The organism is Desulfitobacterium elongatum (assembly GCF_055378975.1).
In genome coordinates, this window is sequence record NZ_AP038772.1 from 2,875,428 (window position 1) to 2,898,291 (window position 22,864).

The following is a 22,864-nucleotide window of genomic DNA, read 5'->3' on the forward strand; positions in this document are numbered from 1 at the left end:
AGTTCTCGGATCTAATAATCTAAGCTTGATCATATAGCCCTTCTCTAAAAGCGTTATTGTAGGCCCGACAATGCCTATCCAACCCAAGCAAGGCCATGGAACCTTTCAGTGATCCCAACATTCCTTTATCCGTAGGATTAAGAATATAGGCATCCATACCTGCACTCATGGTTTGAACCATAAAAAGACGGTTTAAGACTTTTCGGGCAGGTAATCCATAGGAAATATTGCTCAAGCCACAGATCGTGTGAACACCTGGATATCCCTCCATAATTTTACGAATAACCGCTAATAAAATCTTACCGGTTTTTTGGTCTGTGCTTATGGGAGTCACCAAGGGATCAATATAAATATCAGCTAAGGGGACTCCAGCCTGAGTAAGTTTGTTAATGATCGCATCAGTGATTCTTAAACGATCCTCAAGACCCTTTGGCATTCCGGCTTCTTCAATGCATAGGGCAATGATTTTAGCTTTGTATTCCAAAACTAAAGGTAATACGCTATTCCAACGCTCAGTTTCATCAGAAATCGAATTTATCATCGGCTGACCATTCTTAGACCGGTTTAACCCTTTAACCAAAGCAGCTGCATTGGGACTATCGATACTAAGGGGTAAGTTTGATACCTCTTGAATCGTATCCACTAGCCAGGTCATCGCTTCAAGTTCCTGTTCCACCAAATTTCCGCAATTTACATCAAGGTAGCTAGCCCCCGCTTCCTCTTGGGCTTTAGCCACCCGTTGAATGGTATCTGCATCTCTGTTTAAGACAGCTGTCTTAATTTCTGCACGACTAGTATTGATCAATTCTCCAACAATGAGCATTAGAGGGCCTCCTATTCTAGTTCGATTCGCTTCTACCGAATGCCTTCGTTTTTACGCAATGAATTTTTGTGTGACGTCCACGGCTTCTTGGGCACTCTTACAGACAGCATCCGCTTTTACGTAATCACATACGGTTTGATCAACAGGACCTCCGCCAATAAGAATCTTTAGGTCTTTCCTTAATCCAGCTTTATCAATCTCTTCGATGGCAGTCTTTATGTTGTCAAACGCAGTGGTAAGTAGGCAGGAGAAACCTATTACTCTTGGTTGATATTCTTTAATAGCTTCGATGAATTTCTCCGTGGGTACGTCTACACCAAGGTCAACCACATTAAAGCCATTACATTTTAAAACCGTACCCACAATATTTTTTCCGATATCGTGAATATCGCCATAGATTGTACCCAACACGAAATTACCGAGATTTGATGTATCTGCTCCAGACAGATCACCTAGTGAATCAATAGCTTCATTAAAGATTTCTGCAGACATAATTAATTCAGAGAGGAAAAATTCTTTAGCTTCGTATTTTTGACCGACTACTTGCATTCCTTCTTGTAATTCCTGAATGATCTCTAGTCCGGGAACGCCTTGCTCCTTTAACGCTTGTACTCCTGCTAAGACCGCATCCTCATCCAATTCTCCAAGTTGTTTTGCTAGTTCACCGTTCAAAACAATTACCTCCTTTAACTATTATAGGTGTATATACAACTATACTTGTTTTTTATAATATATCTAATTTTCTAAATTGTAAAGACAATTTTTACTTCTTATAATGACAGGATTCTACAAGTGTACAAGCTTTCTTTATATTCTTGCTCTAATCCTTTCAACTGTTAGTTATTACTAAGATTAACTTACAATCCTTGTATAATAATGGTAATAATTAACCTTTACGAAAATTAGAGAGAAATGCTATGATTAAGCTATTATTTTGTCCATAAAAAACATTTACGGGTTTTTGACTTAAATTTTAAGCGAAAATTCCCCGAGTTCTTCTTCCTACTCTCGAAGACAAGTATCCGGTTATCGGCCAGGCTTTCTACCCTGGTACTTATTCGTACTAAACCTGACCTGACTTTGGAACTTTCTCCTATCAAATAACTTACGAGGTGGGGTTTACATTTGATTTGTGTAAAAATGGACGAGAAGGAGTGAATGTATTGAAGCGTAAATTGATTGCCTTAAGCACGATTATATTAGTCCTTTCTCTACCGACAATTGCTCAAGCTGATTTACAGCAGAATCTCTCGAATTATCAACACCAATATAAGGACTTAGAGAATCAACAAAATGCTCAGAAGCAAAAAGAAAACGAACTCGTCGGTCAGGTTGCTGGGCTTAATCAGTCTACCCGGACTTTAAACGCAAATATTGCCTTACAAGAACGTTCAATAAAAGACAACCAGGCAGAAATAAAGAAATTAAAGGATCAGCAAAAACAACTCGCTGACCAAAAAGAAAAAAACCTTCAAGAACTACGATTCATTTTACGGATGAATTACATGGGTAGTCCTTTGAACTATTTAGAGAGTTTATTTGAGTCTAAAAGCCTTATTGATATGCTCGAAAAAGTAGAACAAATCAATTATATCGTTAAAGGGTTTGACAAATCCCAAAAAGAAATTGTTCAATTAAATCAAGAAATTAGCGAGAAGAAATCCTTAAGCGAACAGAAAAGTAGTGAATTGCAAGCAGCCTTAGAAAGCCTTAAAACCTCGAAAGCAAGTACAGAACAAGCTACTAATAAGCAAAAGGATTTACTCTCGCAATTAAATGCGGAACAAAGAGCAACCCTAAATTCCAAGAACCAGACCCAGGCCAACATTGATTATGTTCAGCAATTAATTATCCAAGAACAAATTGACGCGGAAAATGCGAAGAAAAATCCTGTTGTCAGCGATAATGGAGGAGGAAGTATTTCTCAGCCGGTTAAACTCACTGGAACGGTAGGCGACCTTATTGCTTATGCCGAGAGATTTATCGGGGTTCGCTATTTATGGGGTGGTACAACCCCTTCGGGCTTTGATTGTTCGGGTTATACCCAATATGTTTTTCGGAATTTCGGAATTAATCTCCCCCGAGTATCCCAGGACCAATTTAATGTGGGAACTTCTGTAGACAAAGGAGATTTAAAACCGGGGGATCTTGTGTTCTTTAGCACCTATGGGCCCGGTGCAACTCACGTTGGAATTTTTATCGGTGGGGACACCATGATCGATTCAGAGTCCAGAGGGGTAACTGTGACCTCCTTATTTAGCAATAATTATTGGTCACCCCGATATATTGGAGCAAGACGAGTAATTCAAAATTAAAATAGTTATGATCGAACATCAAAAGTTTATAGTGTAAAAAGCAAAAAGGCTTAGGAGCAGTTCAACTTGAGCATTCCTAAGCCTTTTGTCATGTAAACTCCGGTTTTCTTATAAGTACTTGCTGCCCCATGATGGCATTCAACTCAATCAAATAATGAAAGCTGAGCATCTCCGTATCCATGCTTATAGTTTTTAGTAATATCATTCATTTTATAAGAAATACCCAGTCTGTCACATTCACCTTGAAACAATCTCCACAACTCTTTAGCTTTTGGCGAGTGGCATTCATACGCATTTCCATATTGCTCTATATATTTTCTCTTAATGGACGGAAAATGCTCATCTAATTTACAATAATACCACTCTCTCTGATTTTGTCGTAAAGTCACTCCAAAAGCGGGGTAAATAAATTTTGCCCCATTTTCATGGGCAAGTCTAATAATGCTACTGATGTTTTCCTCGTTATCTTCTAAAAAAGGAAGAACAGGCATCAATAATATCCCTGCAAAAACACCTTTATCCGATAGCTTTTTTATAGTGGCAAATCTCTCAGATGATATAGCCACATTGGGTTCAATCTTTTTACACAAAAAATCATCAGCGGTTGTAATTGTCATCTTTATAAGCACTGGAGAGTGTAGCGAAATTGCTTTTAGAATATCAATATCTCTTGAAATCAAATCGCTTTTCGTGTCGATAGAAATCCCGAATCGGTAACGGTTAATAAGCTCCAACGCACCTCTGGTTAGCTTAAATTCCTTCTCAAATGGATTGTAGGGATCACTCATTGCACCTGTTCCAATAACACCAGTTTTTCGTTTGGACTTGAGCTCACGTTCAATTAAGGCAAGTGCATTTTCTTTTGCCCTTACCTCATCAAAATTCTCTACATGATAACATTCACTGCGACTGTCACAGTAAATACAGCCATGACAGCAACCTTTATAGATATTCATATTATAGTTGTTACCAAACCAAGAATTGTTAGCACTGTAACCAGATATAATTGTTTTTGCCGGTATAAACTTCATATTAAAAGCCCTTTTCCTCAAGGAATTTTATAAACTTACTATCCAACTCTATCACTTTGTATGATATGCTCTACATTATTTCAAGAAGTGAATTAATTTGCAAATGCATCACCCACTTTATTTTACCACAAATATATGACAACATCGTGTCCTATTAACGTTCGGTCAAGGTGAACCGAAATTCATACTGGCGCACTATTCAAAACCGCTCCTTCCAATCCGGAGGAAGCGGTTACGTTCTCTTAGACTTCCTCAAACAAAGATGCTTGATATATTTTACTTCAAATCATTTACTGTAATAAATTTGTATCCCTCTTTATTAAACAATTCTATTATTTGATGAAGGATAGATGTTTCCGAGTAAGTATTAAGTGGGTAACCCTCAGAAGATTTTGTAATTACAATATCATCAAATTCAAGATAAGGATGATAGAAAAAACTTGCTAAAATAGTATCTCGTTTTCGCTTCAACCTTATTTACAGATAACCACCAGCTAATTATAAGTATTCTCGGTGCTTGCCGAGTGTTTCTGCTTGGTATAATTATAAAAGGATTAAAACTAGATTTGAAGGTGAACCATGAATAGTAAATTAAGCGAACAGGATATAGCTCAAACTCTCAAGGACTTCGATACTTTTTGCACTTATCTCGAAGAGAATCGGCCGAAATTAACCAAGGCTCGTGAAGAGCTAGGTAAGAAGGATTGTTTTAATATTAACTCCCAGCTTTCAGCCCCTAGAGATATGGATGGCCCCAAATACTTAATGACCTCCTATCCAAGTGTCAACCTCTTCTTCAATATTGCATTGATTGCGGAATTCTTTGGCCTGGAGTATGGAAAAGGGGATTCTTATTTCTTGTCCCTACAAAAAAACTAGAACTTTATCGGGCCCTAAATCCAATCAATCGGTATATGCTACTTCTTAAAATCTATTGGACAAAACTTGATTTCGCTGAGCTGTACTATGACTCAATGTCCATGTATTCTAAAACCATACCTCTGCGGGCTCAAGTCATTGAGAGAAGAGGATAAACAACCCCTAACTAGGTTCCATTATCGATATAGCTAGAGCTGCTTTGGAAGTGAAAAGCCAGTTTTGTATCTTAGTTAACATCCTTCAAAAAAGAGCAAGAAGCTCCCATCTTAAAAGGGGGTTTCTTGCTCTAATTTTTTGCTATAACAATCCATGGCTAGTATTAAGATAATTCCTCAATTAATTGTTCTACAAACTTAGCCAACTTAGAATAGGCCTCTTCCATTCCAACCATAACACCAGGGATGCCGTTCACTAACGGTCGCATTTTCCGCCAACGCAATTCTGAACCATAAGCATGGCGAAACATATGCCTAAATCTTCGATATTCATCCAGTTCCTCCGCCAATTCCAAACTTATGATTGCTGGTCTTATATTCGGAATTTCATAGCTCATGGAACTCACTAGCTCCCGATGGTAGTCACCACTCGTTGATGCCCCTCCATCTATTACCCGTGCAATTCGTTCAAACATGGATTCTATACCGGTATAAAAATGGTGGATAAAGGCCGCGCAAGAAATTAAATCACGACTAGGTATTGTCCCTTGAATTTTTTCAATATCTTGGGCTATTTCGTCAATCTCATGTCTGAGTTTCTTAATAGAGTCCATGTCCACCTGTAAATCGCCAATCAGTTTATGATACCGTATGATTTTCTTTTCCCCACTCGTCATAACCTCACTCCATCCCGTTCGATTTTCTGACCCATTGTTTCCGATGCAAACTCTACCTGTACTAGATCTACCGTTATCGGTTTAGCAATAAATTCAGCGATTTTAAGGGCTTTATAGTACTCCTCTTCAGGTAGTCCTTTTATGGCAAGGTCAATATCCGAATTTAACTCATAAAGGTCGGATGTAAGCGAGCCGAAAAGCCATACTTCGACCCCTGGATATGCCTTAATGAACTCTTGTGCAATGCGCTTGGCCTTAATCATAGCCTCATCATAAAATTTTTCTCGTCGTTTATCCTCGGCTTCAATATTGGCTTTGTGTCCAGATATATACGGAGAAATATCCACAAGCCTCACCATCCCATTATTTTCCTATTATCAGAATAGCATAAATAACCGCCCATCACAATGCCGAATCAAGATGACAAAAGGGGAGCCCACCAAAATGCACTCCTAAGCCTTTTTTCCACAGCTTCAACTCCTATTGTTGCAGTTTCTGTAAAAGCATATCGAATTCTTTAATATAATAAAGAGATATTCTTTCAGCAATTTCCTTAGCCATTTCTTTCTTATACATGTGTGAAGTCATGTTTCTGTCATTTAACATGAGAAGCCAGTTTTTTTCATCAACTAAAAGTTTCTGGACATAGGCTTCTTTAATTACGCCTTTTGGAGAATTCACTTCAACAATACCTTGATCCTCTAGGAACACTTTAATGGTTTTCCAAGCGAGTTCGTAAGTAATTCAAATCTTTGAATCACTCCATCTTGTATTACACCACTCGCATTGGGCTGCTTAAATTCTTCAATTGCTTCGCTTAATCCTTCATATGCATCTTTGAAATTTGTCAGTTTCGTTTCAAACTTACTATTCATAGAAAATTACACCCTCTCTTGTAATATTCTTCAGTAAATCATCAGTAGCACTATCATAGATAAATACTATATCAATTTTTTTAAGAGTCTCAATTTCATCTACATCTGCTTGGTCCCAGTCACGTAGCTTTATCTGAATGGCATGGGTTTGTCTCCCTGCATAGTTGACCCGGACATAACGGTCTATTCCTTTGATTCCTTCAGCGACTCGCTGGGCCTGCTTTCCCTAGGGCGTGACGGTCCACTCTTGAAGGTCTGCTGTAGATATTGTTTTTGGGGACATTTCAGAAAGATAGGTTTCGATCTGAGATCGCATTGTTCACTACTCACCCCTCTTAGGCTTATAAAACTAGTTTACCATGTCTTGGCAAAGCGTAAAACCTTACATTTCCCCGTTATAACCACTCTCTTAGTTTAGCAAGAGCAAACTCCTTAAAGCGGGTGAACCCGATTTTAACGATGAAAACCCAGCATTTCGTCGTTTTGCTCAGTTTTTGCAAGATCATTACAAAATGGCCGAAAATGAAGCAAAGGAAATTGCCTATGAATGTCAGCAGATTATTCAACAGGATCTCGGTACATCTGGTCTGGTTAAATTCTTAGAGACCCGGATTGAATTTCCAGCCTTCGAGTTTATGCAACTTGTGACTCGTGAGCTTGTGTATCTCTCAAATCATACGCGTCGATGGATTCTTAAGGGTCATACTCCAGACGAGCTTTCTTCGGTTAATACGGAATCTTTGTCTACCATACCCCCCTTTGCCCTTTGATGTTCACCTACTCCCTGTTGAAAAGCCTCATGCCTTAGCTCCTTCTTTAGCTCACCGAAAAAATGTAGTCATGACTGGACAGCCTACTCAGCCTACTAAAACGGCTAATAATATAGTCGATATGAGAACACGACAAAAAATTGGTCGTAACGATCCTTGCCCTTGTGGAAGTGGAAAGAAGTTTAAGCAGTGTTGTGGTAAAGGATGAGAAAGAAGCTTCCCTAAGGCTAATAAAACACCCCCAGGCCTGAAACAGGTTCTGGGGGTGTATCTTCTTTCTTTTACTTTGACTTAAACAATCCTGAGTCAAAAATATCATAATCTGCTCGATGAATATACAAGGACTTTCCATCGACGATAAGTCGTGTCATTTTAGGCAGATCAGCCGGTATCTCTACGAGAACCTTGTTCCCTTGGTAGACCCCAATAATAATGCCCATCTGACTCTTAACAATGATGGTTTTATTCTTGCCTACAAGATTCATATAGGAGTTAATTGTTCTATCTACAGGAACCAGTGTCCCCTGCCCTGTGGTCGATGCATTTTTAAGATACTCCATATCATAATCTTTAATCATATCGATGCCCTTTTCAGCAAAAATCATGGTTGAACCTACATGAAGTAATTGTTTGCCTTCAACAGTAATGTCTAAGACTTCAGACTTAAAACCATTACTTGTCGCATCTCTATTTGCGAAATTCTCGAAAAGACCGATATTGATATTTCTTCCTTGGGCAGTCAAGGTGTTATTCCCAAAATCATCGTAGGATAAGATTTTGTAGTCATCCCCGACGAGTTTCCCTTGAATTTTGTTCGTAAATGCTGAAATGGCGGCACAACCGCTTAGGGTTACAAGTGTTAAAATTAATAACCCTACCAATAGTGAAAATCTTTTTCCTGCTTTCATTGCCCTATCCTCCTCTTTTAAGTAGAAATCTTCTCCCATTGTAACCTACTGTATCATCAATAAAAGGCAGCTTATACTTCGTCAGTACTATCCTACATTTTTCTCAATTAGGAGTGACCTCAGAATCCAGGGGGTTGAACGTCGGGGTCACTTTATCGTTGGTTAGGCGACCATCTCCTGTAATGGGAATTGCTTCACCTAAGAAAGTTGGCTTAGGTTTTAAGAGATTCACATAGAGATAGTCTTTATTCCGAGCTGCCATTTCTCGAAGTTTATAACGTTCAATTCCAACATAATTATGTTTGTCTGCGGGAACACCATATGCCTCAAGCCCAATTGCTCGGGCTATATAGAGCGCTCGGTAGAGGTGATATTCCTGAGTCACAATGACCAACTTTTTAATTTGAAAGATTTCCTTTGCTCGGTAGAGACTTTCATAGGTCGAAAAACCTGCGTGATCCATAAATACATCTTCATCGCGGATATCTTTTTTCGTCATAATATAGTTCTTCATTGAATTTACTTCATCATAGGTTGTCCGACCATGGTCACCACTGACAAGAAACTTTGCCTCGTTCTGATCATAGACTTCAAGCGCTGTATCTAAACGATCTGTCAAAATATCTGAAGGGCGACCTGTCGGGTTGACATAGGCTCCCAAAACAAGTATCGCATCTGCCGAAGGGACTTGTTCCAGATCGACGATGTACTCAGACCCTACGGAGCGAACATGGTAGTCGATAAGAAAGACCATCGAAGCACTCAGTAAAAAAATCACAAGACTGGATAAAAGGATGGTTTTTATGTTCAGAAGTCCTCTTTTCTTTAATTTTTGCTTTCGGTTGTTCATAAGACTTGAGATTCTCCTTCTGTTCTGTGACTTGGAAGTTCCTATTTGTATATCTAACATTCTAGCCTTTACCATTTACACATACTAATCCTACAAGAAGTTTAAGCTTCTTTCAACTGCCTAAAGATTAATAAATCAGCTTTCTCATAGAATTTCCTTTGTCTTCATTTACTATTAGAATCGTCGGTACTATCCACTTGAGTAAGCTTTATCCTTTAAACACCACAACCGCTCCTTCACATATATGGAAGAAGCGGTTGTCGGGTACGCCCCTCTAATACTCTAGAATAAGATCCTCGAGTTTTCTCTTCGGAACATGATGGATACCCTGTTCATCACGCCAGTAACGTACATTTCCTGATTCCTCTAATTCATCCAATACGACAATCTCTTTAGGCTTTCCAATCGCTAATACCATCAGGATTTCATATTCATCCGGAATTCGCAGTTCGGCACGCAGCACTTCTCGATCAATATTGCTAAACTGACAAGCTCCGAATCCTTTTTCCGTTAAACCTAAAAGTATCGTCTGGGCTGCTAAACCATGATCCCAAAATACAGGTTGCTTTTGCTCTTTGAGCATAATGATATAGGCGGTTGGTCGTTCGCCCTCATTGGGTCCTGGCCACTCCTTTAAGTACCCCGCCCATCTAAGAGTATTGAATATTCGCTGGTTCTTCTCTTCTTCATTAGAAAGAAGATATCTTAAGGATTGGAGGTTACTCCCTGAGGGGGCAAGTCGGGCAAGGTCAATTACCTCCCGCAATATCTCCATAGATACAGGGACGTCTTGAAAAAATCTCCTGTAACTTCTCGTTCTTACTACTAGATCTTTAAGCATAATATTATCTTCCCTTTCTTTATGATGATCTCCTTTTCAGTAGCTTTCCTCTTAGTATGGCCTCAGAACTTTGATGATCTTTCGACGACTTCAGCCCTAACTTAATTCTTCATTATTTTCCCTATCCCTGCTATCCCCTATTTATTTCCGCACACCCCATAATGTAGAATTCCTTCGAAAAAGAGAAAGAAGCTCACATTTGTAATGAGTTGCGTTTTGTGTTCTAGGTTTAACTATTTATTTTTAAGGATTTATGATTCGTGCTTTTGTCATTTTTGAGCTAGGACTATCTTGGCGAGTTTAAAAGGAATTATATGAATTTTGTAGAAATATCTATATTGTAAATTCAATACTTATTTCTCGGAGGAAGATACTACGATGCACGGTCTAGATTTTCTAAACGCCAATCCCAAACTACAGCGGATTCTACTGAATTCGAAACTACTAGACATCATCCCAGGCGGGTTTTCCATTGCCACAGATGTATCTTGTCAAACAATTATTCATAATCCAGTAGCCGCCAACTTCCTCCGTATTGAGCCTTGGGGTAAGTTATCGTATTCATCACCTGAGCCCCCACCGTTGACTTGCTTTTCTAATGGTAAGCCGCTCGAGCCAAAAGATTTGCCGACTCAACGAGCAGCTTGGAAAGGTGAGGAAGTCTCTGGATTGGAAATCGAATTTGTATGGGAAGATGGGGTCTCAAAAACTGCCCGATCCAGTTCTAGCCCTTTGAGAGACGAAGAGGGCAACATCTGTGGAGCCATAACCACTATGGAGGATATCACTGATCTTGTCCATCTAGCTAGAGAACTCGATATGAAAAACAAAGAGTTTGAGCAAACCATGAGCGATCTCCAGCAGAGTAAAGAGCTTTTTTATAATACTGTGGAAAATCAGATGGATTCTGTTATTATCTGTACAGCGGTCCGGGACGACGACAGCAAGATTGTGGACTTCACTCTTGACTATGCCAACCAAGTCGCTTGTAAAACCAGTAATAAAACTAGAGAAGACCTTATCGGCCATAGTTTATTAGCCTTTTCTACAGATATGGTTGATACTGGGCTTTTTGATGCATACTGTCAGGTAGTAGAGACTGGCGAATCCTTTTCGAGTGAATCCATTTATTATAGCAACCCGAATAACAAGGTTGTCGAGGGAGCTTACGATAACAGAACGTTTAAAGTGGGCGATGGGGTAGTCGTTACTTACCGGAACATTACCGAAAGGAAGCGGTCAGAAACGGACATACTTAGAGCTTCTGAGGAACGGTTTGCTAAGATTTTCTACTCTAGTCCATTAATGATATTAATCATGGGTGCTGACGAATTTCGTATTATCGATGTTAATGACCGTTTTCTGGAGTTCGCTGAATGTTCAAGAGAAGATGTACTTGGAAAAACACCATTGGAACTAGGTCTACCTAAAAAAGATTTTAGAAAATTTATTAGTTTATTTAAAAAGCAAGGCTACATTCGTAATCAAGAACATTGTACTCAAAAAAACCAACAAATTCTTTTTTCTTCTGATCCTATGGTGTTGAATGGTAAGGAATGCGTCTTAATAACTTCCTTTGATATTTCGGAAAAGAAACTAATGGAAAAAGAAATGGCGCGTCTTGACCGCCTAAATTTAATCGGTCAAATGGCAGCCGGTATCGGCCATGAAATCCGGAATCCAATGACAGTGGTTAAAGGATACCTCCAGCTAATGGGGGCTAAGCCGAAGTTTGAATCAGAGCATTCTACTATAGATACTATGATCAATGAAATCGATCGTGCAAATTCAATAATCTCCGAATTTCTGTCACTTGTTAGGAACAAGCCTACTGAGAAGAGAAGTCAAAACATTAATGGTATCTTACGGAATCTATACCCACTTCTTGAGGCTGATAGCTTTACTCAAGACAAACAAATAGTATTGACAATGCAGGAAACCCCCGACATCCTTTTGGACTCGAAAGAGATATCTCAACTCGTGCTTAATTTATGTAGAAACGGTCTTGAAGCCATGCAAAATCACGGTTCTTTAACCCTTCATACCTATGTCGAAGATGACCAAGTCGTTCTATCTGTTCGGGATGAGGGGACTGGTATAGCTGCAGAGTATTTAGACAAACTGGGCACTCCCTTTTTTACAACTAAAGATAACGGTACCGGACTGGGTTTAGCGACCTGTTACAGTATAGCGGAACGACATAACGCTAAGGTTAGCGTAGAAAGTAGTCCGAGTGGTACCTCCTTTAAGGTACATTTTCCTCTTTGATTAGCTTAATCGATACTATTGAAAAAGGCTTAGGAAGCGTCTTATGCATTCCTAAGCCTTTTCCTTTGAAGGGAGTTTCATTAAATTGAGCCGCCTAAAAGACCTTTGCTAATTGAATTGCTGCTTCAATACCCTTCGCTTTAATCTTCTCCGCCTTATCCGGTGCTTGGGCCATTCCTTCAAGGATTAAGGATTTGATTGAGGTCACACCAAGAAAAGTGAGTATGGTCCGCATATATCGGTCTCCAAATTCAAAATCCTTCATCAGTCCCTTAGAGTAGACCCCTCCTCTAGCTTGGATATGAAGTGCCTTCTTGTTTTTTAATAAACCGACAGGTCCTGATTCGGTATACTTAAAGGTTTTACCTGCAATGCATATCGCATCGATGTAGGCTTTCATCTTAGGCGGAATACCGAGATTCCATAAGGGAGTAACAAAAACATACTTATCAGCCTCGAAAAATTGATTACATAGTTTATCGATCTGAGTCACTTTCGTTTGTTCTGCAGGGGTTAAAGCGTTTAAATCGGTTCCCTGTGCGAGTTTCCCCCAACCGTTGAACACATCCGCATCGACATAGGGAATATCAAGATTATAGACGTCGAGTTTTATAATCTGATCTCGAGGATTACTATGGATATAAGTTTTCATAAACGCTTCACCAGCGGATAAACTAAATGACTCCCCCACTGCCTTGGGGTTAGCACAGATATACAAAACAGTGCTCATTTCAATCGAAACCTCCTTTGGGTGAATGCATCAACCTAGAGGCCTAAGAATCCTTAAACCTCGTATTAAAGCTTTAGTACCATTATAAACGGGTAAGACAAATACTATACAGCCTAATTGATTACTTCTGGATGATAGGAGCGACTGATTGACTGATTCTGTTCGAGAGCGCTTGGTAGCCTGCCGAATTCGGATGCATACCATCTAGGGCAATGTATTTTCCGAGATTATATTTCACCAAGTCATGGGTGGGAATAAAGATGGCCTTCCCATCCGCTTCCACGAGTTGTTGGGAATTATAGTTCCAGGTATTCAAAAGCCGGACATCATCGAGAGTATCTGCTTTCTCATAAGGATTATAGAGACCGAGAAAAACAATCGTAGCCTTGGGGTTGGTCTTCCTTAGTTCTTGGAGTGACAGCTTTAAGCGATTCATATAACTGTCCAGTCTTGTTTTGAAGGCATCTTCTTTCTGAAGGGTGTTCAGTGAAAGGATTTTGCGCACATCATTACCTCCGATGGAGATAAAGATCAGATCGGAGTCGGCGATGTTTTTCACGAACCTTTGGCTATGGAGCTGTTCTAGAAGCCCTGCGCTTTCGAGTCCATCTACGGCTTGATTATCAACGACGATTTCTTTCGAGGTCGTGTTTTTCAAAGCTTCCGAGAGATCACCAGAAAATCCTTTGCCTGTTTCATCTCCTGTACCTTTAGCAAGCGAATCTCCTAGGAAGAGCAGTTTATATGAGTTGGGATCCTTCGAGGAAGGAGCTGAATTCTCGGCTGGCTGAGGCAGAAGACCTTCTGACGAAGGCTGAGCTTCAGGGGCTTCCTGTGAGGGTTGCGCAACTGCGGCAGCGACCGGTGAGAGAGAGCTCGGCAACGTCGAAGTAAGAAGGGCTTGATAGAAGCCGAACGCTAAGACGATGATGCCTGCACAGGCAAGCGTAAGAATAGAGTACAACATACTCTTTTTAAACATAGCGATTTTCTCCTTTAGCGAGGATAGCTTAGACCAAGACATCTTGTCGTGTGAAATAGACGAAGCTAACGATAATCGAGGCAAGTGCCCAAACTGAGAGGACTGTAATTGAGAAAAGCATATTCATCCCCTCGATCGGCTGGACCGATCCGGATAAGTAATCGGTGAGACGAAGGTTGACCATAAACATGTAACGGGCAATCTGCCAATCTGCGAGAAAATAGCTGATGAAATTACCTGCGATGAGAGAGGCCATGATAATGCCGATCGAAGCCGCGGTGCTTTTGACGAGAACCGATATCATAAAGGAGATGCTGCCAACGACGACAGCCACAAAATAAGCTAAAGAATAGACCATGAGGGTATAGTTCCACTGCGGAACATTATAGACCAGGGAGGTGTCTAACTTTCCGCCGATGACTTTGAACCCTGCCGCCACCGGAGCAAACCATCCTCCGAAACCAAAGTAGTAGCCTGAAATGAGTACAGAAAACAGGAAGGCAAAAAACAACACGACAACCTCAAAGATTAACAGGGTGATATACTTACTCAGCAGGATTTTCCAGCGCGGAACGTTTCTGACGAGAAGGAGTTTGATGGTTCCGCTTGAGGCTTCTCCGGATACCATATCTGCAGCTAACATGATGACTAAAAGAGGGAAAAACAAAAAAATCGCTTGCTCCATGTAGCGGGTTGTGAATTTTGCAGCAGACAGATCGAGTGGATTGATATTATTATCCAGGTTGTATTGTAGCTGTTCCATGCGGACTTGGAGTGAGGATTTACTTTTTTCATCCATATACGGGCTGTTCAGTCGGCCCTTCATATCGGTTAACTGCTGATCAGCCAACGTGTGCCAGTCATTTGTCGCCGTGATTCCCATTCGGTGAGTGAGTTGTGCCTTTGTTCTTAGCAAGTTTTGGTTTTGCCCATAGGCAAAACCCGCGATGAGCACCACCAGAATGGCCAAAATAAATAGAAGGCGTTTCTTGGCAAGCATTTTAATGATTTCATTTTCAACCAGGTTAAACAATTTCATCACCTTCCGTAAGATCTAAAAATAGATCTTCTAAAGTGCGCTGCTTTCTCGTGCAATAGCTGAGAGCGAGGCCTTCTCGAATAAAAAACTCATTGAGCTTATCGAGGGGGTGCTTACCTATGTCCGCGCTGAGGGTATTCTTCTTTAACCGAGTCGCTTCGATATACCAATGCTCCCTGAGAAGGGCGATGGCTTTCTCAGGATCATCCAACTGCCATTCAATGGTATAATCCTGCAAGATCTCCTGAACCTGGGCCGTTTTAATGACCCTCCCTTGCTTGATGATGGAAACGCTATCACACATCTGCTGAATTTCCAAGAGTAAATGGCTTGAGATGAAGATGGTCATACCTTCCTCATAGGCAAGTTTTCGGATTAAATGTCTAAACTCTGTAATTCCAGCGGGGTCAAGGCCATTGGTGGGTTCATCTAAAATAAGAAGCTTAGGTTTACTCAGGATGGCTTGAGCGATTCCAAGACGTTGCCGCATTCCTAAAGAATAGGTGTTGACCTTGTCCTGGATTCGATGCTGGAGACCGACCATTTCCACCACGTCAGCGATCCGCTGCTGAGTAATCGTTTTATTCATGGCAGCAAATTGTAACAAGTTATCCATTCCTGTTAAGTATTTGTACATATCGGGGCTCTCGATGATGCAGCCGACGTTAGAGAGTGCCTTGACAAAATCCTGGGTTACCGAGTGGCCGCAGATACGGACGGACCCTTCTGTCGGTTTGATTAATCCGACAATCATCCGGATCGTCGTCGTCTTTCCTGCGCCATTCGGACCTAAAAAGCCAAAGATTTGAGAGGGGTAAAGCGTGAGATTCACCCCTTTGACGATGTCCTTCCTTTTAATGGTTTTTCCTAAGTTAGTCAGTTCCAATACTGGCGTTTGTTGCATATTTTTCTCCTCTTCTGAAAAAACAAGGGGCTACATCACTATAAATGCAACTTCCTTCGTTCATTGTGCAAAAAACCTATAGTCTTTTTTAGTATATATTGGCTTCCTGAAAGGAAACTGATAGTTAGCTGAGTATATGCTGAAAAGCTCAGTTTTCTCCTCTTCGATGTATTTGGCCCAAATTAGTCTATCAATAAACAAACCCGAGAAAAGGCCATGGAAGCTCTTCTCGGGTTATGGCATTCATCTGACATGATCATCTCACAGCGCTTGCAGTTGATTACCGGAGCCTCGTAAACCCAAAACTTGGAGTCCATCTACACCCTTTATGTCCTAGTCATTTTGAAATTTAATTTCCCAATATGATAAAGAAATCATTACTTTTAAAAATAAAATCATGATTAACATAGGCTTCACATCAGCAAAATTTCTGGCATTAAAATTGCATGGTTATATTTATGGAAAAGCTTTTGCTTTCTTTTGTGTTAGATTGTAACAAAATGTATGGGAGGTTAAATAAGTTGTCAAAAGAACTTGCTACATTTACTGGTGGTTGTTTTTGGTGTTTAGTTCCACCCTTTGAAGAATTACCGGGGGTGGAGAGTGTAACGGTAGGTTTTACCGGTGGTTTGGTGGAAAATCCAACCTATGAACAAGTTGCCCTGGGGCAAACCGACCACTTAGAAGCCATTCAAATATCTTACGATTCTGAACTCTGCTCTTATGAGAGATTACTTGCTACCTTTTGGAAACAAATTGATCCGACAGATGATGAAGGGCAGTTTATCGACCGAGGATATACCTATTTAACTGCAATCTTCTATCATAACGAGAAACAAAAACAGCTGGCTGAACAATCGAAAAAGGCTTTGGCGGAAAGCGGAATCTTTTCGAAGCCCATCGTAACAGAAATTCTTCCTGTAACGCCTTTTTATCGCGCCGATGATTCTCAACAAGGATATTATTTAAAAAATCCTAATTTTTATTGTGAGTATCGCCAAAAATCAGGTAGGGACGAATTTTTCGATAAAATCTGGGGCCAGAACAAAAAATAAGCTAAGGCATCTTCTTATATCGTCATAAGTCCAAATGTCAAAAACCCGCTATCCAAAACGGATTGCGGGTTTTAACGTATGCATTATAAAAGTGGGGTGCTTTGGAATTACCCCGCTCTGTCTCCACTGTATGTCATATCCGTTTTCACTATTGATTTCGCAGCTACTTCATATAATCAGGAAGTTCGTCAAAAATAGCCATGGGTTTGTTTTCCTTGAGGATGGCCTTGGCAACGATATGGTCGGCAGCTTTCTCCACCCTAATGGAATTCTTAGTCTGATCTAAAGCCCCCGGAGCTTCATCAATGTGCTTGCGGCGCTGTTCATAATCAATCGTAAGATCCATGTGTGAACACGGTTGTTTGGAGATTGCTTCTTTTAAATCTTCTTCGGTTACCTCAGGTGATAGCTTCTCTGATATAGCCTTGAGCAGCAGGTTCTTTTTGATCATTGCTTCGGTTTGGGGACGAACTTCTCTTTTAAAATCGTCCAGTGTACGCCCCGAAGATTTCATATAGCTTTCAATGTATTGCGGTCCCATTTGCTGGCGTAATTGGTTGATCTCGCCCATGATCTGCTGCTCAATGATTTCTTCCTTCAGATTAATTGGGTTTGCCTCGAGGAGTTTATTCATCACGGCTTCTTTTCTGTTAAAATTGTTTTTTTCTTGGGCCACCAATGTGAGAGAACTGCGGATGTCTTCTTTCAGCGCTTCGATTGAAGCAAAGTGCATTTTTTCAAGAAGTTTTGAGTCGTTGTTATCGGCACCATAACTTTTGCGCAGGCCGTCAAGTTGCCGGGCTATGTCATCCTCAGTAACGATTACCGGTGTATACGACGCCACCAACCCTTCGAATTGCGTGAGCTGAAATTCGGGTTCAAGGGCAACCCGCACTTCGACAACGCAAGGCTCCCCCACTTTCGCAGCTCTCGGCATGATATTAGGGAACGAAATGGGTCGGAGACGAAATTCATTGATAGCGCTCAAAAAATAGGAAGGCATAAGCTTTTCCAGTGCCTGTGCAGCAATTTTCTCCAGTTCAGGATATTGTCCCAGCAGAGCCTGGTTGCTCAGAAATGTTGGTGCTGATTTCATCTTTTTCGACGCTGGAGCCTTTCTATATTCCTCCATCAACGCATTTTCAAAGGTCCTTGCGTCTATGTCGATCAGAAAACTCGCTTCTTCTGTGTTGGCATTAAGCAGTGTAGCAGACATGATTCTCTCCCCTTATTTTTTAGCATTACTCGAACAATGATTAAAAAAGCAAGCGCTACTCTCGCTTTCTTAAGAAAATTGTCTTGGTTCGGAACTCTAAATTAACAGGAAGCGGATTCTCTTTTAGGCGTTTAACTTTATTCCATATTCTTTAATTCTTCTATATAACGTAGTTCTTGATAAACCCAAGAGCTTCGAGGCTTGATCCATATTATTCCGGGTTTGTTCTATTGCCTCTAGTATTTTTTCTTTTTCTATTTCCTTTAAAGACAGGCTGTCTGTAATTCCATTGAGTGAGTTACGATATTTGAGCTCATCTGGCAAGTTACTAATTTTTATAAGTCCATCTTTAGCCATGACAACCGCATAAGTCATGACATTCTCTAATTGCCTTATATTTCCGGGCCAGCAGAACTCTTTCAAAAGACTGTCTACCTCTGGGCTTAACTCCGGCTTGGGGCATTTCAATTTGCGGCTAATTTTTTCAATAAAAAACAGGGCAAGGAAAGTGATATCCCTCCCTCTATGTCTGAGAGGAGGCAGCTCAATCTTAAATGTCGACAAACGATAATAAAGATCATTGCGAAATTTTTTCTCCTGGACCATTTTATAGAGATTTTTGTTCGTCGCCGCTACTAAGCGAAAGTCCACAGGAATATATCGATTGCCACCCAGTCTTAATACTTTTTTATCATCAAGAACCCGTAATAAAATAGGCTGAACTTCCAGTGGCATATCGCCAATCTCATCTAAAAAAAGCGTTCCACCATGTGCCATTTCAATTTTACCTTGACGACCTCTTCGTTCTGCACCTGTAAAAGATCCTCCTTCATATCCGAATAATTCACTTTCAATTAAGCTCCTGGGTAAAGAAGCACAATTGATAGGAATAAATGGTCCGTCAGCACTATATTGATTATGAATCGCTTGAGCTAATAATTCTTTTCCTGTACCGCTTTCGCCATTCAGTAAGACATTATAAGGTGTTTCACTAACATGTCTGGCCACTTCAATGGCTTCATGGAGAACTGGACTAGTTCCAATAATATCTTCAAATGTGTACATCTTTGAGTTCTCTTGATGGTTAGGAACCATGCTGTCAACTTTTTGCGGCTGCCCCATGTTAATTATCACACCTGTTCTCTTCTTTCTTCAAATAACTGGGAATGCCTCAAAAGCTTTGAGACATTCCCTCGTTTCCGAATAAATTACTTTTTATCTTTTTCCTGCTTCAAGTCAGCTTGGCATTGCTTACAGGTTTTGTTGCTCGGTGGATTTATTGTTCCGCAGGCGGGACATTTAGCAGGTTTTTGTGTTGTAGCCGGACGAAAACACATAGTAATATTCCTCTCTTTCATGTGATTCCAGCAGTAGTTTTTGCTCTCTATTTTTCCCTTACAGAATCAATCTTCACTTTAATTGCTCCGGAAGGACAAATTTTAGTACAGGCCATACATCGAATGCAGCGGCTTGACTGAAGGACTACTACTTTTTGCTCTTCATTAGTTCCAATTACGCCTCTGGGACAAACCTTCATGCAAAAGCGGCATCTGTTGCAGGAAGAAGGATTAATAAAAACACTTCGGGAATAGTAGTGATACGGATTATAAAATGCCGTCAAAACGTTCACCTTAATTCAACTTTAGGATCTAATATTATAAATCTATTTTTGAAAGTGGATTGTTGTTTCGGGCATTTTGAAACCCTGAAACAACAATCCTTCTGCTCATGCATAAGTCTGGGAAAATAACAGACTACTTATTTAGCTTAAAATTTTTGAGATGACTATATTCCTTGTGCCAGAAAGTGTCACCCTTCTTGAACTCTTCAACAGGTATATTGTCATCAACACGATCATAGGGATCGATGCAGGGATAAATTTTGCACAGCAAGCCCCGGGTGACCCACGATCCGGTTCCCTCATCCAGAGATTCGATGGAGTCATCGGTTAAGACGTTACCATTTGATTCAAAAACGCCTTGTGACCAGGGTTCCTCAGCGGGTAGCTCAGGGAACCACCAGCTGGGTTGTGCCTGAGCAACACCTTCAACAATATCCCATCCCAATTTTGCCATTTGACGAATCCGGCCGCGTGGTGTTTCGATCCAGACCCAATCTCCGTCGCGAACGCCAAGCTCACGAGCATCGCTCATGTGCATTTTTACGATTGGATAGGGGAACATCGAGCGAGTTCCGGTTCCCGGAACACGGTGCTCGGAGTGATACATCGGTGACCAACGGCCGCTGATGGTCAGGCGCAATGGATATTCCTTGGCCAGCTCAGGGTTGCTAACCGGAGTTTCAGGCAATTCACGATAGTACGGGATCGGCTTATAACCAAGCTCCTGGATAACACTCGGAAGATTTCAGCCTTGCGTGATGGTGTAGCAAAACCGCGCAATTGTCCATTATGAAGGAATTGCTTATGCTTTTCAGCTTGGAACCCATCAGGTGGCATATACATCGTGGCGTCGACAAATTCCTCATAACTAAGCCCTGCTCGTTCTACACGGTGAGCGATGACATCTTCGTAAGTTTCCCAAGGCCACATTTCTTCTTGGCCCAAACGTATTCCCAAGCCACGGAAGAAATCATAGTCTACACGCCTGTCGCCTTCCGGCTGAACGGCACGGTCCCCACCTAAAACCAAGTCAAAGGAGTCTTCAATCGTTGTGGCGATGGGGCGTTCTAGGGAGTCGGCTGCGGGGATAATATAGTCAGCTATAGCTGCGGTAGGCGTCTTCCAGTAATCCACTACAACCAGCAGGTCTAGCGCTTTGAGTGCCTCGTAGACATGCTTGGTATTCGGTGCCCAAGCCATCGGGTTGGAACTCCAAACGATCATGGCCTTCATCGGATAGGGTTTTTCTTCAAGAATAGCATCCCAGGCCAAGGGCGGCGTAACCAATAATTGATGAAGCATCGGGCGCGGGATATTCCACATCTTTTGGTAGCACTTATCAATTTTTTCAAAGCCTGGCCAAGCCATGATCCGAAATTGATCGTTGCCGAGGAATTTCGCACGGGCTTCAGGGGTTACAGTCTCGGACAGCTCCAGTTCGGAGTCACGCAGCGGGAAATTTTTCTCCCCGTTCGGTCCAACACGACCCGGGTCGCCAACATATTCACCGCCAACATTATCAATATTACCGGTTAGGCAACGCAATAATGTCTTAGCAAGTGCTGAGTTAGTCGCGTTGTAGCCATGCATGTCGCCGCCGCCGACGCCCCAGCCGATGAAGGCCGGACCATTGGTTGCGTAGATGCGAACTGCTTGTTCAATACTTGATGCGGGTACACCGGTGACTTCCGAAGCCCGTTCAAGCGTATATTCCTGCATCTGTTCCGCAATAGCGTCAAAGGCAGTCACGCAGAGTACTTTGCTTCCATCAGCAAAAGTAACCTCATATTCACCGTACAAAGGCGCCTCGACCTCGCTGTCATAGTAACGGTTCTCATCGGAACACCAAACGGTTGCACTGCCTTTCTTTGCATTCCAGGCTACGAAATCTTCTTGTTTACCATCTTTGTCGATATCACAACCGCGCACTAACTGCTGATTATCCTTGTGAATCAAGAAGGGGCCGTTGGTCCAGGTCTTAAGGAAATCTTCATCATACAGCTTATTGCTGATGATGTAATTCACCCAAGCCAGCATCATGACGAGATCAGTACCTGGTTTGACTGCCAACCAAGAATCAGCGTATTTCACCGCATCGGTGCAAACGGGGTCCACAACAATTATGCTGGGCTTTTTGCCTTCACGCTGCATAGCTCCCATAATGGTCCGCCATACCGGAGATTTCGGACTATATCTTTCATCAGTCCGCACTCCCCAGAACACCATAGTATTAGATTCTGCTCCCCAGGGTGGCATCATATTCTCAATCGGCCAGCCGACAATCGACATATTGATGGTGTAAGTCCAGCACCAGCAGATTGTACCCGGGTCAATAATATTGCTTGGATTGCCAAAGAGATTCGTAAAACGGGAACGCGCCCATAAATGATCAGAGCGATAGGTTCCCTCGGAAACGCAGAGGGTTTCCGGTCCGTATTGATCTTTTAGCTTCTGAAGCTTTGTGGCGATTTCATCGAGAGCCTGTTCGTAAGGGATTTCGTCCCATTTGTCTTCGCCGCGCTTGCCAACGCGTTTCAAGGCATGGTTAATGCGTTTGGGGTGATAATGAAACTTGATGGCTCTTTCACCCTTTTTACCCATTCTTTCACACAGGACAGTCCCCTGCTCTTCATTAGGGCGAATCTCAGCGATTGTCCCATCCTTAACCCCGACGTAGATGGCACAGTTTTGGTGACAGAAAAAGCACCGTGATTTGGTCCATTGTACGCCATTCTCATCAATTCCCTTATTTGGCATACCTTCCAGTGAGATTTGGGTCATTGCTTGGCCTCCTTAATGTATTTATTTTTAAATGCCATGATAATAAAATAAAATATTTCACAATAAAAAACATGCTCTTCGTCGAATGATTTTAGGGGGTGATAAGGGGGGTGAGACGCTGTAAAAAGCAAAAAAAATAACCCT

Annotated in this window: 25 protein-coding genes; 6 read left to right on the forward strand and 19 right to left on the reverse strand. The window is 41.4% G+C overall.

What is annotated here, in order from left to right; genetic code table 11:
- Positions 1–19 precede the first annotated feature (19 nt).
- Together ACZ42W_RS13375 and ACZ42W_RS13380 are read right to left on the reverse strand one after the other, a co-directional pair.
- Positions 20–823, reverse strand: coding sequence for a methyltetrahydrofolate cobalamin methyltransferase (locus tag ACZ42W_RS13375; RefSeq protein WP_464165847.1), 804 nt, complete (start codon positions 821–823; stop codon positions 20–22).
- A 51-nt stretch (positions 824–874) separates the two neighbouring features.
- Complete coding sequence (locus ACZ42W_RS13380) at positions 875–1,495, reverse strand: cobalamin B12-binding domain-containing protein (RefSeq protein ID WP_464165848.1); 621 nt, start codon at positions 1,493–1,495, stop codon at positions 875–877.
- A gap of 491 nt (positions 1,496–1,986) precedes the next feature.
- Between ACZ42W_RS13380 and ACZ42W_RS13385 the strand changes: the two genes are divergently transcribed.
- Positions 1,987–3,138, forward strand: coding sequence for a C40 family peptidase (locus tag ACZ42W_RS13385; RefSeq protein WP_464165849.1), 1,152 nt, complete (start codon positions 1,987–1,989; stop codon positions 3,136–3,138).
- Between the two features lie 143 nt (positions 3,139–3,281).
- Here the strand turns inward: ACZ42W_RS13385 and ACZ42W_RS13390 are convergent, their stop codons facing one another.
- Positions 3,282–4,169 carry an SPL family radical SAM protein gene (locus ACZ42W_RS13390; protein ID WP_464165850.1) on the reverse strand — a complete coding sequence of 296 codons (888 nt, stop codon included), beginning with the start codon at positions 4,167–4,169 and terminating at the stop codon, positions 3,282–3,284.
- A 579-nt stretch (positions 4,170–4,748) separates the two neighbouring features.
- On the opposite strand from ACZ42W_RS13390, the gene ACZ42W_RS13395 reads away from it, so the two are divergent.
- Complete coding sequence (locus tag ACZ42W_RS13395) at positions 4,749–5,048, forward strand: hypothetical protein (protein ID WP_464165851.1); 300 nt, start codon at positions 4,749–4,751, stop codon at positions 5,046–5,048.
- A 319-nt stretch (positions 5,049–5,367) separates the two neighbouring features.
- On the opposite strand, the gene ACZ42W_RS13400 is transcribed toward ACZ42W_RS13395, so the two are convergent.
- The 4 genes from ACZ42W_RS13400 to ACZ42W_RS13415 all read right to left on the reverse strand — a co-directional run bounded on the left by ACZ42W_RS13400 (position 5,368) and on the right by ACZ42W_RS13415 (position 6,755).
- Positions 5,368–5,880 carry a ribonuclease toxin HepT-like protein gene (locus ACZ42W_RS13400; RefSeq protein WP_464165852.1) on the reverse strand — a complete coding sequence of 171 codons (513 nt, stop codon included), beginning with the start codon at positions 5,878–5,880 and terminating at the stop codon, positions 5,368–5,370.
- Positions 5,877–6,239, reverse strand: a complete 363-nt coding sequence (locus ACZ42W_RS13405; RefSeq protein WP_464165853.1) for a nucleotidyltransferase family protein — start codon at positions 6,237–6,239, stop codon at positions 5,877–5,879. Before ACZ42W_RS13405 ends, ACZ42W_RS13400 begins: the two co-directional genes overlap by 4 nt.
- 121 nt (positions 6,240–6,360) lie before the next feature.
- Positions 6,361–6,591 (reverse strand): HI0074 family nucleotidyltransferase substrate-binding subunit, encoded by a 231-nt coding sequence (locus ACZ42W_RS13410; protein ID WP_464165854.1) that lies wholly within the window; start codon positions 6,589–6,591, stop codon positions 6,361–6,363.
- Complete coding sequence (locus ACZ42W_RS13415) at positions 6,582–6,755, reverse strand: hypothetical protein (RefSeq protein WP_464165855.1); 174 nt, start codon at positions 6,753–6,755, stop codon at positions 6,582–6,584. The genes ACZ42W_RS13410 and ACZ42W_RS13415 overlap by 10 nt, the downstream gene beginning before the upstream one ends.
- A 512-nt stretch (positions 6,756–7,267) precedes the next feature.
- Between ACZ42W_RS13415 and ACZ42W_RS13420 the strand changes: the two genes are divergently transcribed.
- The gene (locus ACZ42W_RS13420) at positions 7,268–7,525 is read left to right on the forward strand and encodes a hypothetical protein (protein ID WP_464165856.1); all 258 of its coding nucleotides are present in this window, start codon (positions 7,268–7,270) and stop codon (positions 7,523–7,525) included.
- A gap of 121 nt (positions 7,526–7,646) precedes the next feature.
- Complete coding sequence (locus ACZ42W_RS13425; protein ID WP_464171001.1) at positions 7,647–7,733, forward strand: SEC-C metal-binding domain-containing protein; 87 nt, start codon at positions 7,647–7,649, stop codon at positions 7,731–7,733.
- A 73-nt stretch (positions 7,734–7,806) separates the two neighbouring features.
- Here ACZ42W_RS13425 and ACZ42W_RS13430 read toward each other — a convergent pair whose 3' ends face one another.
- The 3 genes from ACZ42W_RS13430 to ACZ42W_RS13440 form a co-directional block, all read right to left on the reverse strand.
- Entirely contained in the window at positions 7,807–8,433 is a 627-nt protein-coding gene (locus ACZ42W_RS13430; RefSeq protein WP_464165857.1) for a DUF5052 family protein, read from the reverse strand.
- A 103-nt stretch (positions 8,434–8,536) separates the two neighbouring features.
- Complete coding sequence (locus ACZ42W_RS13435) at positions 8,537–9,283, reverse strand: SanA/YdcF family protein (protein ID WP_464165858.1); 747 nt, start codon at positions 9,281–9,283, stop codon at positions 8,537–8,539.
- Between the two features lie 274 nt (positions 9,284–9,557).
- Entirely contained in the window at positions 9,558–10,124 is a 567-nt protein-coding gene (locus ACZ42W_RS13440; RefSeq protein ID WP_464165859.1) for a nitroreductase family protein, read from the reverse strand.
- Between the two features lie 378 nt (positions 10,125–10,502).
- Between ACZ42W_RS13440 and ACZ42W_RS13445 the strand changes: the two genes are divergently transcribed.
- Positions 10,503–12,392, forward strand: coding sequence for an ATP-binding protein (locus ACZ42W_RS13445; RefSeq protein ID WP_464165860.1), 1,890 nt, complete (start codon positions 10,503–10,505; stop codon positions 12,390–12,392).
- A gap of 94 nt (positions 12,393–12,486) precedes the next feature.
- Here the strand turns inward: ACZ42W_RS13445 and ACZ42W_RS13450 are convergent, their stop codons facing one another.
- The 4 genes from ACZ42W_RS13450 to ACZ42W_RS13465 all read right to left on the reverse strand — a co-directional run bounded on the left by ACZ42W_RS13450 (position 12,487) and on the right by ACZ42W_RS13465 (position 16,047).
- Positions 12,487–13,122 carry an FMN-dependent NADH-azoreductase gene (locus ACZ42W_RS13450; protein ID WP_464165861.1) on the reverse strand — a complete coding sequence of 212 codons (636 nt, stop codon included), beginning with the start codon at positions 13,120–13,122 and terminating at the stop codon, positions 12,487–12,489.
- 121 nt (positions 13,123–13,243) lie between these two features.
- On the reverse strand, positions 13,244–14,104 hold the full coding sequence (locus tag ACZ42W_RS13455; RefSeq protein WP_464165862.1) for a DUF459 domain-containing protein: 861 nt from the start codon (positions 14,102–14,104) through the stop codon (positions 13,244–13,246).
- A 28-nt stretch (positions 14,105–14,132) separates the two neighbouring features.
- Complete coding sequence (locus ACZ42W_RS13460) at positions 14,133–15,143, reverse strand: ABC transporter permease (protein WP_464165863.1); 1,011 nt, start codon at positions 15,141–15,143, stop codon at positions 14,133–14,135.
- On the reverse strand, positions 15,130–16,047 hold the full coding sequence (locus ACZ42W_RS13465) for an ABC transporter ATP-binding protein (RefSeq protein WP_464165864.1): 918 nt from the start codon (positions 16,045–16,047) through the stop codon (positions 15,130–15,132). The genes ACZ42W_RS13460 and ACZ42W_RS13465 overlap by 14 nt, the downstream gene beginning before the upstream one ends.
- 521 nt (positions 16,048–16,568) lie before the next feature.
- Here ACZ42W_RS13465 and msrA point away from each other — a divergent pair.
- On the forward strand, positions 16,569–17,102 hold the full coding sequence (gene msrA / locus ACZ42W_RS13470; RefSeq protein WP_464165865.1) for a peptide-methionine (S)-S-oxide reductase MsrA: 534 nt from the start codon (positions 16,569–16,571) through the stop codon (positions 17,100–17,102).
- Positions 17,103–17,265: 163 nt separating this feature from the next.
- Here msrA and ACZ42W_RS13475 read toward each other — a convergent pair whose 3' ends face one another.
- From ACZ42W_RS13475 to ACZ42W_RS13495, 5 genes are all read right to left on the reverse strand, one after another.
- A complete protein-coding gene (locus tag ACZ42W_RS13475) occupies positions 17,266–18,318 on the reverse strand; it encodes a trigger factor (RefSeq protein ID WP_464165866.1) in 1,053 nt (350 codons plus the stop codon).
- Positions 18,319–18,441: 123 nt separating this feature from the next.
- Positions 18,442–19,452 (reverse strand): sigma-54 interaction domain-containing protein, encoded by a 1,011-nt coding sequence (locus tag ACZ42W_RS13480; protein ID WP_464165867.1) that lies wholly within the window; start codon positions 19,450–19,452, stop codon positions 18,442–18,444.
- A 250-nt stretch (positions 19,453–19,702) separates the two neighbouring features.
- A complete protein-coding gene (locus ACZ42W_RS13485) occupies positions 19,703–19,948 on the reverse strand; it encodes a 4Fe-4S dicluster domain-containing protein (RefSeq protein ID WP_464165868.1) in 246 nt (81 codons plus the stop codon).
- 124 nt (positions 19,949–20,072) lie between these two features.
- Positions 20,073–20,579, reverse strand: a complete 507-nt coding sequence (locus ACZ42W_RS13490) for a molybdopterin dinucleotide binding domain-containing protein (RefSeq protein WP_464165869.1) — start codon at positions 20,577–20,579, stop codon at positions 20,073–20,075.
- Positions 20,570–22,720: a molybdopterin-containing oxidoreductase family protein gene (locus ACZ42W_RS13495; protein ID WP_464165870.1), complete on the reverse strand. Its 2,151-nt coding sequence runs from the start codon at positions 22,718–22,720 to the stop codon at positions 20,570–20,572. The genes ACZ42W_RS13490 and ACZ42W_RS13495 overlap by 10 nt, the downstream gene beginning before the upstream one ends.
- Positions 22,721–22,864 lie beyond the last annotated feature (144 nt).